Below are 13,698 nucleotides of genomic sequence, written 5' to 3' on the forward strand. Positions count from 1 at the left end.
CAGGTTATACTGCGTGGCTCAGTCGGGGCGTAGCGCAGCCTGGTAGCGCACTTGCATGGGGTGCAAGGGGTCGCGAGTTCGAATCCCGCCGCCCCGACCATTGAAAAAGCAGAGGGCCGGTTCTCACAAGGAACCGGCCCTTTTTGTTTGGGCCCGCCGGTGGCGGGTTCAGCGCCTGCGGTGCAACCGGATCGGCACGGCCGTCGGGCCGGACGCATCGCGCACGGCCGCCTTGCCGGGCTTGGCATCGCAGCCATCACAGCCACAGGCACCGCCGCCGCGCGCGGCGCGCTGCAGCGGCCGCGCCAGCCGGGCCGGCAGCGGCAGGCGCAACAGCCGGCGGGCAAGGGCGCTGCGCAGCGCTGCGGGCAGCAGCGCCCACGCCGCATACATGGCGCTGGGCGCCACGATGGCCGCCACGGCGGCTTGTTGCAGGTCGGGCATCACGGTGCGGCTCCGGGTCAGCCGGCGCCCAGGGCGACGGCGATGTGGTACGTGGCGAAGGCGGCGACATAGGCCAGGCCGAACAGATAACCTGCCATCAGCGCGGGGTAGCGCCAGCTGTTGGTCTCTCGCCGCACCACCGCCAGGGTGGACAGGCACTGCGGCGCGAACACGAACCACGCCAGCAGCGACAGCGCGGTGGCCAGCGACCACTGCGAGGCCAGCACCGGCGTCAGCGCATCGGCCACGTCTTCGGCGCCGGCATCCGACAGCGCGTAGACCGTGCCCAGCGCACCCACCGCCACCTCGCGCGCGGCCATGCCGGGCACCAGCGCGATCGAGATCTGCCAGTTGAAGCCGATGGGCGCGAACACCGGCTCCAGCGCGGCGCCGATGCGGCCGGCCGCGCTGTATTCGATGGCGGCACCGGTGGCGCCCGCCGGCGGCGCAGGCCAGCTCGACAGGAACCACAGCACGATGGTCAGCGAGAAGATGATGGTGCCCACGCGGCGCAGGAAGATGCGCGCCCGCTCCCACAGCCCGAGCGCGAAGTTGCGCAGGCTGGGCAGGCGGTAGGGCGGCAGCTCCAGCATCAGCGGCTGGTAGCCGCTTTTCATCCACAGGCGCTTGAACACCCAGGCCACCGCCACCGCCGACAGTACGCCGGCCACGTACAGGCCGAACAGCACCAGCCCGCGCAGGTCGAAGGGGCCCACGCTGCGCGCCGGGATGAAGGCGCCGATCAGCAGCGCGTACACCGGCAGCCGGGCCGAGCAGGTCATCAGCGGCGCGATCATGATGGTGGCCAGCCGGTCTTTCCAGCTGGCGATGGTGCGGGTGGCCATCACGCCCGGCACCGCGCAGGCGAAGCTGGACAGCAGCGGGATGAAGGCGCGGCCCGACAGGCCGACACGGCCCATCAGCGTGTCCAGCAAAAAGGCGGCGCGCGGCAGGTAGCCCGAGTCTTCCAGCAGCAGGATGAAGCCGAACAGGATCAGGATCTGCGGCAGGAACACCAGCACGCTGCCCACGCCCGCGATCACGCCATCGACCAGCAGGCTGCGCAGCGGCCCTTCGGCCATGTGCGCATTGACGCCGTCGGACGCCCAGGCGAGGGCGGCCTTGATGGCATCCATCGGCACCGCGGCCCAGGAGAACACGGCCTGGAACATCAGGAACAGCAGCAGCGCCAGCAGGGCCAGGCCGGCCACCGGGTGCATCACCACCGCATCGATGCCAAGCTGGAAGCGCGGGTTGCGCGGCGCGCTGGGGGCGGCCACCGACAGGATGCGCCGCACTTCGCGCTGCAACGCGGCGGCCGAGCCATCGTCGGCGAGCAGGGCGCCCGCGGTCGGCTGGCGCTGGGCCTGCTTCGCTGCCAGCGCGCTGCCCAACTGGGCCAGCAGCTGCGCATGGCCATCGCGCCGGATGGCCACGGTTTCCACCACCGGGCAGCCCAATTCGGCGGCCAGCGCCGGCACGTCGATGGCCAAGCCATGGGCCCGCGCCACGTCGGCCATGTTCAGCGCCACGATCAGCGGGCGGCCGCGGCGCTGCAGCTCCAGCACCAGCCGCAGGTTCATGCGCAGGTTGGTGGCGTCCACCACCGCCACGATCAGGTCGGGCAGCGGTTCGTCGGCGCGCCGGCCTTCGATGACGTCCAGCGTCACCTGCTCGTCGGGCGTGGCGGGGGTCAGGCTGTAGGTGCCGGGCAGGTCCACCACCTGCACCGGCCGGCCGTCGGGCAGCGTGGCCAGGCCGGCCTTGCGCTCGACGGTGACGCCAGCGTAGTTGGCCACCTTCTGGCGGGCGCCGGTCAGCAGGTTGAAGAGGGCGGTCTTGCCGCAGTTCGGGTTGCCCACCAGGGCCAGGCGCGGCAGGGCGGTGGCGTGCGGCGTCGTCATGCGGCGGCCACCTCCACGCAGGCGGCTTCCACCAGGCGCAGCGCGATCAAGGTGTCGCCGATGCACACCGCCAGTGGTTCACGACCGCCCGGCCCGCGGCGCAACAGCTGCAGCGGCTCACCGGGCAGAAAGCCCAGCTCGCCCAGTCGTCGCAAGGTAGCCTCGCCGATCTCGGGTGAGGCGGCCGCCACGCGAACGACGGTGGCATGGGCGCCGGCAGGCAGGGCAGGAAGTCGCATCGAGAGTTCAAAAGCTCAAATGCGAATTATTCGCTTTCGCTCGCGTGGAGGGAAGCGGGGGCCACCAGAGGCCGTGTGCGCGAGTGGGGCAGACAGCTGGCCGACAGCTTCGGTGCTGTAGGGCGCGAAAAGCTGCGCAAGAAAAAAGCCGCCCCCGGAGGGAGCGGCTTTCTTGTTTGGTGCCGGTGAAGAGAGTCGAACTCCCGACCTTCGCATTACGAATGCGCTGCTCTACCAACTGAGCTACACCGGCGTAGCCTATGAGTATAGCCTAGAAGAACGTTGCTGCAACAGCCCGAAAGCCGCTCAACGGGCTTCGTGGTGGTACGCGGTCACACGCTCCACCTCGTTCTTCGAGCCCAGCACCACGCTCACCCGCTCGTGCAGCTTGCTGGGCTGCAGGTCGAGGATGCGCTCGCGGCCGTTGGTGGCAGCGCCGCCGGCCTGTTCCACCAGGAAAGCCATCGGGTTGGCCTCGTACATCAGGCGCAGCTTGCCGGGCTTGTCGGGCTCGCGCTTGTCCCAGGGGTAGAGGAACACGCCGCCGCGGCTCAGGATGCGGTGCACGTCGGCCACCATGCTGGCGATCCAGCGCATGTTGAAGTCCTTGCCGCGCGGCCCTTCGGTGCCGGCCAGGCATTCGTCGATGTAGCGCGTCACCGGGGCGTCCCAGTGGCGCTTGTTGCTCATGTTGATCGCGAATTCCTTGGTGTCCTCGGGAATGCGCACGTTCTCGGCCGTCAGCACCCAGGAGCCTTGCTCGCGGTCCAGCGTGAACATGGCCACGCCGTCGCCCACGGTCAGCACCAGCGTGGTCTGCGGGCCGTACACGCAGTAGCCGGCGGCGGCCTGGCGGGTGCCGGGCTGCATGAAGTCGCGCTCGGTCACGCTTTCATGGTCGCCCAGCTTGCGCAGCACCGAGAAGATGGTGCCGATGCTGACGTTGACGTCGATGTTGCTGGAGCCGTCGAGCGGGTCGAACAGCAGCAGGTATTCGCCCTGCGGATAGCGGTTGGGCACCACGTGGATGGAGTCCATCTCCTCGCTGGCCATGGCCGCCAGCGCGCCGCCCCATTCGTTGGCCTCGATCAGCACCTCGTTGGCGATGATGTCCAGCTTCTTCTGGACCTCGCCCTGCACGTTCTCGCTGCCGGCGCTGCCCAGCACTTCGCCCAGGGCGCCTTTGTTCACCGAGATGGCGATGCGCTTGCAGGCACGGGCCACCACTTCCAGCAGCAGCCGCAGCTGCCCCGGGATGTGGCCGTGCTTGCGTTGCTGCTCGACTAGGTACTGCGTCAGGCTGATGCGTTTTTCCATCGTTAGCTTTCAAGTGCGCGCGACACGACTTCGCGGGTGTCGTCGCTCAGGTTGGGTTGGGCTGCCACGCGGGCCAGGGCGTCGCGGGCGGCGCTCTGCCACGGCTCGGCCAGGCGACGCCAGCGTTCCATCATCCGTGCCAGGCGTGACGCCAGTTGCGGGTTGGCGGCGTCGATGTCGGTCACCAGCGACTCCCACAAGGCGTAGCCGGCCGCATCGGCACGGTGGAAGGCGGCCGGATTGGCCGACATCAGCGTGAAGATGAGGCTGCGCGCCCGGTTCGGGTTCTTCAGCGAGAAGTCCGGGTGCTTCATCAGCGCCTGGATGCGCTCGAACACACGCCCCGCGTTGGGGCCGATGGGCTCGGGTGCACCAGCTTGCAGCGCGAACCACTTGTCGATGACCAGCGCCTCGCCCTTGAACATCTCGTAAAAGCGCGCCAGCGCCGGCTCCGCCAGCGCGGCATGGGCTTCCACCAGCGCTTGCAGCGCGCCCAGGCGCTCCGTCATGTTGCCGGCGGTCTTGAAGCGGCCATAGGCCTTGCCCTGCCACACCTCGTCGCCGGTGGCCACCGCATGGCGCACCAGCATCGCCAGCGCCCGGTTGGCCAGCGCGCGGTAGCCGCTCTGCTGTGCATCGGGGCGGTAGCCTTCGTTGACCTGGTGGTTGTCCCAGGCCCACAGCCAGTCGGCATGCAGCTCGGCGGCCAGCTGGTCGCGCATGGCTTCGTGCACCACGTGGATGCGCTGCGGATCGGAGACCTCGAACTGCTCGGCCACGTAGCGCTCGTTGGGCAGCGTGAGCACCAGTTCCTTGAAGGCGGCGTCCAGCGTCTCGTCGCGCAGCACGCTGCGCAGCGCCTCGACGATGGCGGCGTCCAGCACCGGCGGCGCGTCGGACCGGGTGGCCGCCATCATGGCGGACAGCACCAGGCGCTGGCCGGCTTCCCAGCGGTTGAAAGGGTCGCTGTCGTGCTTGAGCAGGATCAGCAGCTCGTCGTTCGACAGGCCGTCGTCCAGCCGCACCGGCGCCGAGAAGCCGCGCAGCAGCGAAGGCACCGGCGGCACGTCGATGTTGACGAAGGTGAGGCTGAGGCTGGGCTCGTCCAGCACCAGCACGCGCTCGGTGGCGCTGCTGGGGTACTCGCCTTCCAGCTGCACCGGCAGGGCCTGGCCGTCAGGGCCCAGCAGGCCCATCTGCACCGGGATCACGTAGGGCAGCTTGTGCGCCTGGCCGGGGCTGGGCTGGCTGGTCTGCGCCAGCGTCAGCGTGTAGCTGCGCTGCTCGGCGTTGTAGTGGCCGCGGGCCTTGAGCTGCGGCGTGCCGGCCTGGGCGTACCAGTTCTTGAACTTGTCCAGCCGCACGCTGAGCATGCTGCCGGGGTTGGCGTCGGCGATGGCCTGGGCGAAGTCGTCGCAGGTGACGGCAAAGCCGTCATGACGCTGGAAGTACAGCGTCATGCCACGCTCAAAGCCTTCGCGGCCCACCAGCGTCTGCATCATGCGCACGACTTCGGCGCCCTTCTCGTACACCGTGGCGGTGTAGAAGTTGTTGATGGCCTGGTACTCGTCGGGGCGCACCGGGTGGGCCATCGGGCCGGCATCTTCCGGGAACTGCACCTGGCGCAGGCCGCGCACGTCTTCGATGCGCTTGACGGCCTTGGCGCTGGGTCCGCCGGCCATGTCCATGCTGAACTCCTGGTCGCGGAAGACGGTCAGGCCTTCCTTCAGGCTCAGCTGGAACCAGTCGCGGCAGGTGATGCGGTTGCCCGTCCAGTTGTGGAAGTACTCGTGGCCGACCACGCTTTCGACGCCGGCGAAGTCCACGTCGGTGGCGGTGGCCGGGCTGGCCAGAACGAACTTCGTGTTGAAGATGTTCAGGCCCTTGTTCTCCATCGCGCCCATGTTGAAGTCGCCGACGGCGACGATCATGAAGCGTTCCAGGTCCAGCGGCAGCTTGAAGCGGGCCTCGTCCCACACCACCGAGGCGATCAGCGAGTTCATCGCATGCTCGGTCTTGTCCAGGTCGCCGCGGCGCACGTACACCTGCAGCAGGTGGTCGCGGCCCGAGCGGGTGCGGATCTGCTGCTCACGGGCCACCAGGTCGGCGGCCACCACGGCGAACAGGTAGCTGGGCTTGCGGAACGGGTCGTGCCACTTGGCGTAGTGGCGGCCGCCTTCCAGCTCGCCTTCTTCCAGCAGGTTGCCGTTGGACAGCAGCACCGGGTAGCGCTTCTTGTCGGCGCGCAGCAGCACGGTGTAGACGGCCATCACGTCGGGCCGGTCCAGGAAGTAGGTGATGCGGCGGAAGCCTTCGGCCTCGCACTGGGTGAACAGGCCGCTGTCGGACGAGAACAGGCCCGACAGCTGGGTGTTCTTGTCCGGGCAGCAGGTGTTGCGGATGTCCAGCGTGAAGTTGTCGCCGGGCGGGTTGTCGATCACCAGCAGGCCGGGCTCCTGGCGGAAGCTGACGCTCTCGCCATTGGCCTGCACGCGCAGCAGGGTGATGTCCTCGCCGTGCAGCTTCAGCGGCTGCGGCGGCAGCGACAGGTTGCGCTCGATCACCAGCCGGCTGCTGACGATGGTCTTGGCGGGGTCGAGGTCGAAGGTGAGCTCGACGTTGCGGATCCAGTAGGCCGGCTCGGTGTAGTCCGCGCGGCGGATGGTGAGGGCGGGTCCTTCACGCATGGTGTGCTTCTCCGGTGGGGCGCGACGGCGACAGGGCGCCGAGGTCGAAGTGCTGCAGATCGGGCACGATGGCCACCACGTTGTCGAAGCCGGTGAAGGCTTCGCGCGGCATGGTGGTGGTGAGGGCGACGGCACGCATGCCGGCGCGGCGGGCCGCCTCGATGCCCAGCGGTGCGTCCTCGAACACCACGCAGGCCTCGGGCGCCACGCCCAGGCGGCGCGCGGCTTCCAGGAAGATGTCCGGGTGCGGCTTGCCGCGCAGGCCGTCGGCCGGGCTGGTGACGGTGTCGATCCACTCGCCGATGCCGAAGCGCTCGAAGGCCAGCTGCATGTTCAGCAGGCCCGAGGCGGTGCACACCGCCAGCTTCAGGCCCTGATTGCGCGCCAGCGCGGCCAGCTCGGCGGCGCCGCCGATCAGCTGCAGCGACGGGCGGGCGAATTCGCGGTAAAGCGCTTCCTTTTCCTCCGCCAGGGCGTCGATCGCGGCCGCATCCAGGTGCGGCAGCAGGTCGGCCAGGATCTCGGCATTGGCGCGGCCGGCGGTGGATGCGAAGAAGCCCGGCTCATCCATCGGATGACCATGGCGCCGGTGCCACTCGATCCAGGCGTTGTGGTGGTGCGGCATGCTGTCGATCAGCGTGCCATCGAGGTCGAACAGCAATGCTTGGGTCACTCAGACTCCCTGCTTGAGGCTGGCTTCGATGAAGGCGTCGAGGTCGCCGTCCAGGACCTTCTGGGTGTTGGAGATCTCGACGTTGGTGCGCAGGTCCTTGATGCGGCTCTGGTCCAGCACGTAGCTGCGGATCTGGTGGCCCCAGCCGACGTCGGTCTTGGTGTCCTCCAGCTTCTGCTGCTCTTCCAGGCGCTTGCGCATCTCGAAGTCGTACAGGCGCGAACGCAGCCGCTTCCAGGCCACGTCGCGGTTGCTGTGCTGGCTGCGGCCGTCCTGGCACTGCACCACGATGCCGGTGGGGATGTGGGTCAGCCGCACCGCCGAGTCGGTCTTGTTGATGTGCTGGCCGCCCGCGCCGCTGGCGCGGAAGGTGTCGGTGCGCACGTCGGACGGGTTGATCTCGATCTCGATCGAGTCGTCCACCTCGGGGTAGACGAACAGCGAGGCGAAGCTGGTGTGGCGGCCGCCGGCCGAGTCGAACGGGCTCTTGCGCACCAGGCGGTGCACACCGGTTTCGGTGCGCAGGTGGCCGAAGGCGTAGTCGCCCTCGACCTTGATGGTGGCGCTCTTGATGCCGGCGATGTCGCCCGGGGTTTCGTCTTCCAGCGTGGCGGTGAAGCCCTTGCGCTCGCAGTACTTCAGGTACTGGCGCAGCAGCATGCCGGCCCAGTCGCAGGCCTCGGTGCCGCCGGCGCCGGCCTGGATGTCGATGAAGCAGTTGCTGGGGTCGGCCGGGTTGTTGAACATCCGGCGGAATTCGAGCTGCTCGACCGTGCCCTGCAGCTTGCGGGCGTCTTCTTCGATCGCGGCCAGGCTGTCGAAGTCGGCTTCGGCCTTGGCCATGTCGAACAACTCGATGTTGTCCGACAGGCTGCTCGTCAGGTGGTTGATGGTCTCCACCACCACGTCGAGGTTGCGCTTCTCGCGGCCCAGTTCCTGGGCGCGCTTGGGCTCGTTCCAGACGTTGGGGTTCTCGAGGGCGGCGTTGACCTCGTTGAGTCTCAGGGCTTTGCGGTCGTAGTCAAAGATACCCCCGTAGCGCGTCGGTGCGCGCAGAGAGGTCCGACAGAAGGGCGCCGATCTCGTTGATCTTTTCGTTGTCCATGCTTGCCATCCTTGTGAAGGAGGGCGATTTTCGCATGGGGTCTCCGCCGCCGGCGGGGCGGGGCGATCTGCCCGTTATGCGGCCAGAAAACGCTCGATCTGCGCGGCCAGGGCCTCTGGTTCGTCGTGGTGCAGCATGTGGCCGCTGGCCGGCAGCCGGGCGCGCGTGACCGGGGCGCGCAGCGTGGCCAGCCGGGCCTCGAATTCCTCGCGGCTGTAGCGGCTGCCCCAGAAGGTGGCCAGGTCGGTGAGCGCCCCGTCCACCCACAGCACCGGCGCCTCGATGCGCTGCCAAAGCAGCAGCGACTCCTCCACCTGGTGCAGCACCGGCGAAACGCCCTTGTGGGCCGCATCGGCCTGCAGGTGCCAGCGGCCGTCGGCCTGCGGTGCCGACCAGTGGCCGGCCAGCCAGGCGGCCTTGTCGGCCGGCAGCCGCGGGTTGTTCTTCATCAGCCGGCGCACCACGCCGTCGGCGGTCTCGTAGCTGGCCAGCATGGGCGGCGTGCGCAGCTCGTCCAGCCATTGCAGCAGCCGGCGGGGCGCATCGGCCGGCTGGGTGCGCGGCATGCCGAAGCCTTCGAGGTTGACCAGCTTGCGGATGCGCTCGGGCCGCAGGCCGGCGTACAGCATGGCCGCGTTGCCGCCCATGCTGTGGCCCAGCAGGTCGATGCGGCGGTCGGGCAGCACGGCGTCGATCAGGCGATCCAGGTCGCCCAGGTAGTCGGCAAACCAGTAGGTGTCCGTCGCCGGGCGCTCGGTGAGGCCGAAGCCGCGCCAGTCGGGCGCGATCAGCGCGCGGCCCTCGGCCATCGCGTCCACCATGAACTGGAAGGAAGCCGAGACGTCCATCCAGCCGTGCAGCATCAGCAGCGGCGGCGGGCCGTCTTCGGTCAGCTCGCCCCAGCAGCGCAGGTGGTAGCGCAGGCCACGCACGTTGACGAAGCGGCTGGTGGAGGGGCGCCGCGGCTGGTACGGCGGGGCGATGGGCGCTGCAGACGGCGCCGGCGTGGAAGACGACATGCGGCCGACTGTAAGGCGCGGCCGCGGCGGTGGCTGTCACCTGCGTGTGGCCCGCACCCGGCCCGGCCGTGCCGGGAAATCGCTGCCCCGGGCCACCGCCGGCGGCTGACAGAATCAGCCGCATGAGTGACGACCCCCTGTTGCGCGCGGCCGAGCCGCGTGACCTGCCGGCCATCGTGGGCCTGATCCGCGAACTGGCCGACTTCGAGCGGCTGAGCCACCTGGTGCAGGTGACGCCCGAGACCCTGCAGCCCCACCTGTTCGGCGAGTGGCCGGTGGCCGAATGCCTGGTGGGCGAGGTGCAGGGCCAGGTGGTGGCCTTTGCCCTCTACTTCACCAACTTCTCCACCTTCCTGGCCAGGCCCGGGCTGTACCTGGAAGACTTGTATGTACAACCGGCGCACCGCGGCAGTGGCCTCGGCAAGGCCTTGCTCACGCGGCTGGCCGGCATCGCCGCGGAGCGCGGCTACGGCCGCTTCGAATGGAGCGTGCTGGACTGGAACGAGAACGCCATCCGCTTCTACCAGCGCATGGGCGCCACCGTGATGCCCGACTGGCGCATCTGCCGCATCACCGGCGAGGCGCTGGCCGCCTATGGCCGCCCCGGCCAGGCCGCAGCGCCCGGCGCGGCCTGACGCACCATGGCGCGCAGCAGTGCCCCGTCGGCGCCACCAGCCGACCGCCATGCCCTGATCCATGCCGAATTCCGCTGGCATGTGCCGGCCCGCTTCAACCTGGCCGAGGTGTGTTGCGGCCGCTGGGCGCGTGACACGCCCGAGGCCATTGCCGTGCACCATGAGCGCGCCAGCGGCGAGCGCAGCGCCTACACCTTCGCGCGGCTGCAGGCCGATGCCAACCGCCTGAGCCACTGGCTGGTGGCGCAAGGCGTGCAGCGCGGCGACCGGGTGGCCATCGTGATGCCGCAGCGCTACGAGACCGTGGTGGCGCACATGGCGCTGTACCAGCTGGGCGCGGTGGCGATGCCGCTGTCCATGCTGTTCGGGCCCGAGGCGCTGGCCTACCGGCTGCAGGACAGCGAGGCGGTGATGGCCATCGCCGACGAGAGCGCCATGGCCGCGCTGCGCAGCGCACGCGCCGAATGCCCGGCGCTGCGCACGGTGCTGGCGGTGGGCGAGGCGGAAGGCGAGGGCGATGCCGACTGGCGTGCCGCGCTGGCTGGCAGCGAGGCGCACTTCGTGCCGGTGGACACCGCGGCCGACGATGCGGCCATCCTGATCTACACCAGTGGCACCACCGGGCCGCCCAAGGGCGCGCTGCTGCCGCACCGGGCGCTGATCGGCAACCTGCCGGGTTTCGTCTGCAGCTACAACGGCTTCGCCGCGGCCGACGGCGGGCCGGTGGTGTGGAGCCCGGCCGACTGGGCGTGGACCGGGGGCCTGATCGACGTGCTGCTGCCCACGCTGTACTTCGGCCGGCCGCTGGTGGGCTACACCGGTCGCTTCGACCCCGAGACCGCTTTCGGCCTGATGCAGCGCCACGGCGTCACGCACACCTTTCTGTTTCCGACCGCGCTGAAGGCGATGATGAAGGCGGTGCCCGAGCCGCGGCAGCGCTTTCCGAGGCTGCGGCTGCAGGCGGTGATGGCCGCCGGCGAGCCCGTGGGTGATGCGGTGATGGCCTGGTGCCGCGACGTGCTGCAGGTGCCGATGAACGAGATGTTCGGGCAGACCGAGATGAACTACATCGTCGGCAACTGCGGCAGTTTGCCGGGGCCCGATGGCCGGACAGCCCCGGGCTGGCCGGCCAAGCCCGGCAGCATGGGCCGCGCCTACCCGGGCCACCGCATCGCGGTGATCGACGACGAGGGCCGCGAATGCCCGCGTGGCACGCCCGGCGACGTGGCGCTGCACCGGCGCGACGTGCATGGCGACCCCGATCCGATCTTCTTCCTGGGCTACTGGCGCAACGAAGGGGCCACCGCCGCCAAGTTCACCGGTGACCCGCTGGATTCCTGGTGCCGCACCGGCGACACCGCGGTGATGGACGAGGACGGCTACCTCTGGTACCAGGGCCGCAGCGACGACGTGTTCAAGGCTGCGGGCTACCGCATCGGGCCCAGCGAGATCGAGAACTGCCTGGTCAAGCACCCGGCCGTGCTCAACGCCGCCGTGGTGCCCAAGCCCGATGCCGAGCGCGGCGCGGTGGTCAAGGCCTACGTGGTGCTGGCCCCGGGCCATGCACCGGGGCAAGCGCTGGTGGCCGCGCTGCAGGCCCATGTGCGCGGCCGGCTGGCGCCCTACGAGTACCCCAAGGAGATCGAGTTCACCGACAGCCTGCCGATGACCGTGACCGGCAAGGTGCAGCGGCGGGTGCTGCGGCTGCAGGAGGAAGAGCGGGCGCGGCGGGGCTAGCGTCTGCGTTGTCCGATGGTTGATCGGGTCAACAACTGCCGACGCTGCGGGGCGCCGTCTTGGCGTGCTCGCTGAACGGGTCGAGTTGTGAGCCGCGGGTGGGCCGTGCGATGAAGCAGTCGTTGCCGCGGCGGATACGCACGCTGCCGTCGGGCAGCAGTTCTTCGGTCACCGTGTTGTCCAGGCTGCGGGCCAGGCGCGCTTCCAGCGTCGGCCGCGTGCTGTTGGCGCGCGGGTCGGCCAGCGCGGCGGCCGCGGGGGTCGCGGGCAGTTGCCCGCGGCCGGGCAGGCGCAGGTTCAGCGGCGCGCTGGCGGGCGGTTCGGCCGGCGGCAAGGTGATGGCCTGGCCCACGGCCGGTACGGCGGCTGCAGCCGCAGGCACCTCGGTGTGCACCTCGGCCGGCGCCGCGGCGGCAGGTGTCGGCGGCGCCCGCCGCGCCGCCCGAGGTGAGGGCGTCCCTGCGGGCTGTGGTCCGCGCGGCGGAGGGCGAGCGGCAGCTTCAGGCCGCAGCAGCCGGAGCATCGTCACCGGCTCTGCCGGCGGTGCGCCGCGGGCCGGCAAAGGCTGGCGGGGCCAAGTGATGAAGAGCAGGCCATGCAGCCCCAGCACCGCCAGCCACACCGGCCAGCCCCGCGCCCGGCCGGGCAGCGGGCTGGCCTGCGGCGGTCGGGCAACGGGCAGCAACAAGCGAGCGGCAGCAAGCACGGCAGTGGCGGACCGGGCGGCCCGCGGCAACGGCGTCTACGCACTGTAAGCGGCCCCGGCATGCCCGCCGGCAGCGCCAGGGGCGGGACACGTCACCCGCCGATACCCGCGCGCCTGAAGCCGCGCGCCGGCTGCGGCAAACTAGCCCGCATGAGCAGCAACACCCCCAACGACTTCCACGTTCGCCTGGGTCGCACCGACCTGCAGGCCACCCGCATCTGCCTGGGCACCATGACCTTCGGCGAGCAGGTGGACGAAGCCACCGCCTACACCATCATGGACCGGGCGGTGGAGCGCGGCGTCACCTTCTTCGACACCGCCGAGATGTACCCGGTGCCGCCTTCGGCCGCCCGCTACACCCTCACCGAAAGCATCATCGGCCGCTGGCTGGCGGCGCGCCCCGGGCTGCGTGAGCGCCTGGTGCTGGCCACCAAGGTGGCAGGTCCGGCCCGCGGCTACGACTGGATCCGCAATGCCAGCGGCGACCTGACCGGCCAGGACATCATCGACGCCTGCGAGGCCAGCCTGCGCCGACTGCAGACCGACGTGATCGACCTCTACCAGATCCATTGGCCGGCGCGCAACGTGCCGTCCTTCGGCAGCGTGTACTTCGACCCGCAGCGCGAGCAGCCGGTCACGCCCATCCACCAGCAGCTCGAAGCGCTGGGCCAGCTGGTCAAGGCCGGCAAGGTGCGGGCCATCGGCCTCAGCAACGAGACGCCCTGGGGCGTGCACGAGTTCGTGCGACTGGCCGAGCAGCACGGCCTGCCGCGCGTGGCCACGGTGCAGAACCCGTATGCGCTGGTCAACCGCAGCGTGGACAACGCGCTGGACGAGACGCTGTTCCGCGAGCAGGTGTCGCTGCTGGCCTATTCGCCGCTGGGCTTCGGCCTGCTGACCGGCAAGTACGACGCCAAGGGCCTGGACGACGACAGCCGCCCCGGCCGCCTGGCGATGTTCGAGACAATGAAGAAGCAGCGCTGGGGCCGGCCCGATGCGCTGGCCGCCGCACGCCTCTACAACCAGCTGGCGCGCGACCACGGCTACACGCCCACGCAGCTGGCGCTGGCCTTCTGCTACCGCAGCCACCGCGTGGCCAGCACCATCATCGGCGTCACCTCGGTGGCGCAGCTGGACGAGGACATCGACGCCTGGAACGTGCCGCTGTCGGCCGAGGTGCTGGCCGAGATCGACCGCATCCGCTGGCTGCACCGCGACCCCGCGCAATAGGG

At 70.0% G+C, this 13,698-nt stretch carries 12 protein-coding genes and 2 tRNA genes; 4 read left to right on the forward strand and 10 right to left on the reverse strand.

Translation table 11 applies throughout. The features are described 5' to 3' along the window. Nucleotides 1-23 precede the first annotated feature (23 nt). Nucleotides 24-100: transfer RNA gene (locus MW290_RS20015), tRNA-Pro, on the forward strand. Between the two features lie 68 nt (nucleotides 101-168). Here MW290_RS20015 and MW290_RS20020 read toward each other — a convergent pair. The 9 genes from MW290_RS20020 to MW290_RS20060 all read right to left on the reverse strand — a co-directional run bounded on the left by MW290_RS20020 (nucleotide 169) and on the right by MW290_RS20060 (nucleotide 9,388). Further along, nucleotides 169-444, reverse strand: coding sequence for a DUF6587 family protein (locus MW290_RS20020; RefSeq protein ID WP_250199443.1), 276 nt, complete (start codon nucleotides 442-444; stop codon nucleotides 169-171). Nucleotides 445-461: 17 nt separating this feature from the next. Beyond that, nucleotides 462-2,348 (reverse strand): ferrous iron transporter B, encoded by a 1,887-nt coding sequence (gene feoB, locus MW290_RS20025; RefSeq protein ID WP_250199444.1) that lies wholly within the window; start codon nucleotides 2,346-2,348, stop codon nucleotides 462-464. After that, nucleotides 2,345-2,587 (reverse strand): FeoA family protein, encoded by a 243-nt coding sequence (locus MW290_RS20030; protein ID WP_250199445.1) that lies wholly within the window; start codon nucleotides 2,585-2,587, stop codon nucleotides 2,345-2,347. Before MW290_RS20030 ends, feoB begins: the two co-directional genes overlap by 4 nt. A gap of 177 nt (nucleotides 2,588-2,764) precedes the next feature. Beyond that, nucleotides 2,765-2,840 (reverse strand) — tRNA-Thr (locus MW290_RS20035). 53 nt (nucleotides 2,841-2,893) lie between these two features. Beyond that, nucleotides 2,894-3,904 carry a class 1 fructose-bisphosphatase gene (locus MW290_RS20040; protein WP_250199446.1) on the reverse strand — a complete coding sequence of 337 codons (1,011 nt, stop codon included), beginning with the start codon at nucleotides 3,902-3,904 and terminating at the stop codon, nucleotides 2,894-2,896. Between the two features lie 2 nt (nucleotides 3,905-3,906). Beyond that, nucleotides 3,907-6,591 (reverse strand): aminopeptidase N, encoded by a 2,685-nt coding sequence (gene pepN / locus MW290_RS20045; RefSeq protein WP_250199447.1) that lies wholly within the window; start codon nucleotides 6,589-6,591, stop codon nucleotides 3,907-3,909. Then, complete coding sequence (locus MW290_RS20050) at nucleotides 6,584-7,264, reverse strand: HAD family hydrolase (RefSeq protein WP_250199448.1); 681 nt, start codon at nucleotides 7,262-7,264, stop codon at nucleotides 6,584-6,586. Before MW290_RS20050 ends, pepN begins: the two co-directional genes overlap by 8 nt. Further along, nucleotides 7,265-8,320 (reverse strand): peptide chain release factor 2, encoded by a 1,056-nt coding sequence (prfB, locus tag MW290_RS20055; RefSeq protein ID WP_310740176.1) that lies wholly within the window; start codon nucleotides 8,318-8,320, stop codon nucleotides 7,265-7,267. 123 nt (nucleotides 8,321-8,443) lie between these two features. After that, nucleotides 8,444-9,388, reverse strand: coding sequence for an alpha/beta fold hydrolase (locus MW290_RS20060; RefSeq protein ID WP_250199449.1), 945 nt, complete (start codon nucleotides 9,386-9,388; stop codon nucleotides 8,444-8,446). A gap of 122 nt (nucleotides 9,389-9,510) precedes the next feature. On the opposite strand from MW290_RS20060, the gene MW290_RS20065 reads away from it, so the two are divergent. Together MW290_RS20065 and MW290_RS20070 are read left to right on the forward strand one after the other, a co-directional pair. After that, complete coding sequence (locus MW290_RS20065) at nucleotides 9,511-10,023, forward strand: GNAT family N-acetyltransferase (protein ID WP_250199450.1); 513 nt, start codon at nucleotides 9,511-9,513, stop codon at nucleotides 10,021-10,023. 6 nt (nucleotides 10,024-10,029) lie between these two features. Then, nucleotides 10,030-11,760 carry an acetate--CoA ligase gene (locus tag MW290_RS20070; RefSeq protein ID WP_250199451.1) on the forward strand — a complete coding sequence of 577 codons (1,731 nt, stop codon included), beginning with the start codon at nucleotides 10,030-10,032 and terminating at the stop codon, nucleotides 11,758-11,760. 28 nt (nucleotides 11,761-11,788) lie between these two features. On the opposite strand, the gene MW290_RS20075 is transcribed toward MW290_RS20070, so the two are convergent. After that, nucleotides 11,789-12,448 (reverse strand): hypothetical protein, encoded by a 660-nt coding sequence (locus MW290_RS20075; RefSeq protein ID WP_250199452.1) that lies wholly within the window; start codon nucleotides 12,446-12,448, stop codon nucleotides 11,789-11,791. A gap of 168 nt (nucleotides 12,449-12,616) precedes the next feature. Between MW290_RS20075 and MW290_RS20080 the strand changes: the two genes are divergently transcribed. Continuing rightward, the gene (locus MW290_RS20080) at nucleotides 12,617-13,696 is read left to right on the forward strand and encodes an aldo/keto reductase (protein ID WP_250199453.1); all 1,080 of its coding nucleotides are present in this window, start codon (nucleotides 12,617-12,619) and stop codon (nucleotides 13,694-13,696) included. Nucleotides 13,697-13,698 lie beyond the last annotated feature (2 nt).

Source organism: Aquincola tertiaricarbonis (assembly GCF_023573145.1).
Taxonomy (GTDB): Bacteria; Pseudomonadota; Gammaproteobacteria; order Burkholderiales; family Burkholderiaceae_C; genus Aquincola; species Aquincola tertiaricarbonis_B.

Excerpts from the sequence above, each read along its gene's own strand:
- MW290_RS20040 (WP_250199446.1), bottom strand. The coding sequence starts at position 3,904 with ATGGAAAAACGCATCAGCCTGACGCAGTACCTAGTCGAGCAGCAACGC.
- MW290_RS20065 (WP_250199450.1), top strand. The coding sequence starts at position 9,511 with ATGAGTGACGACCCCCTGTTGCGCGCGGCCGAGCCGCGTGACCTGCCG.
- MW290_RS20030 (WP_250199445.1), bottom strand. The coding sequence starts at position 2,587 with ATGCGACTTCCTGCCCTGCCTGCCGGCGCCCATGCCACCGTCGTTCGC.
- MW290_RS20060 (WP_250199449.1), bottom strand. The coding sequence starts at position 9,388 with ATGTCGTCTTCCACGCCGGCGCCGTCTGCAGCGCCCATCGCCCCGCCG.
- MW290_RS20020 (WP_250199443.1), bottom strand. The coding sequence starts at position 444 with ATGCCCGACCTGCAACAAGCCGCCGTGGCGGCCATCGTGGCGCCCAGC.
- MW290_RS20080 (WP_250199453.1), top strand. The coding sequence starts at position 12,617 with ATGAGCAGCAACACCCCCAACGACTTCCACGTTCGCCTGGGTCGCACC.
- pepN (WP_250199447.1), bottom strand. The coding sequence starts at position 6,591 with ATGCGTGAAGGACCCGCCCTCACCATCCGCCGCGCGGACTACACCGAG.
- feoB (WP_250199444.1), bottom strand. The coding sequence starts at position 2,348 with ATGACGACGCCGCACGCCACCGCCCTGCCGCGCCTGGCCCTGGTGGGC.
- MW290_RS20070 (WP_250199451.1), top strand. The coding sequence starts at position 10,030 with ATGGCGCGCAGCAGTGCCCCGTCGGCGCCACCAGCCGACCGCCATGCC.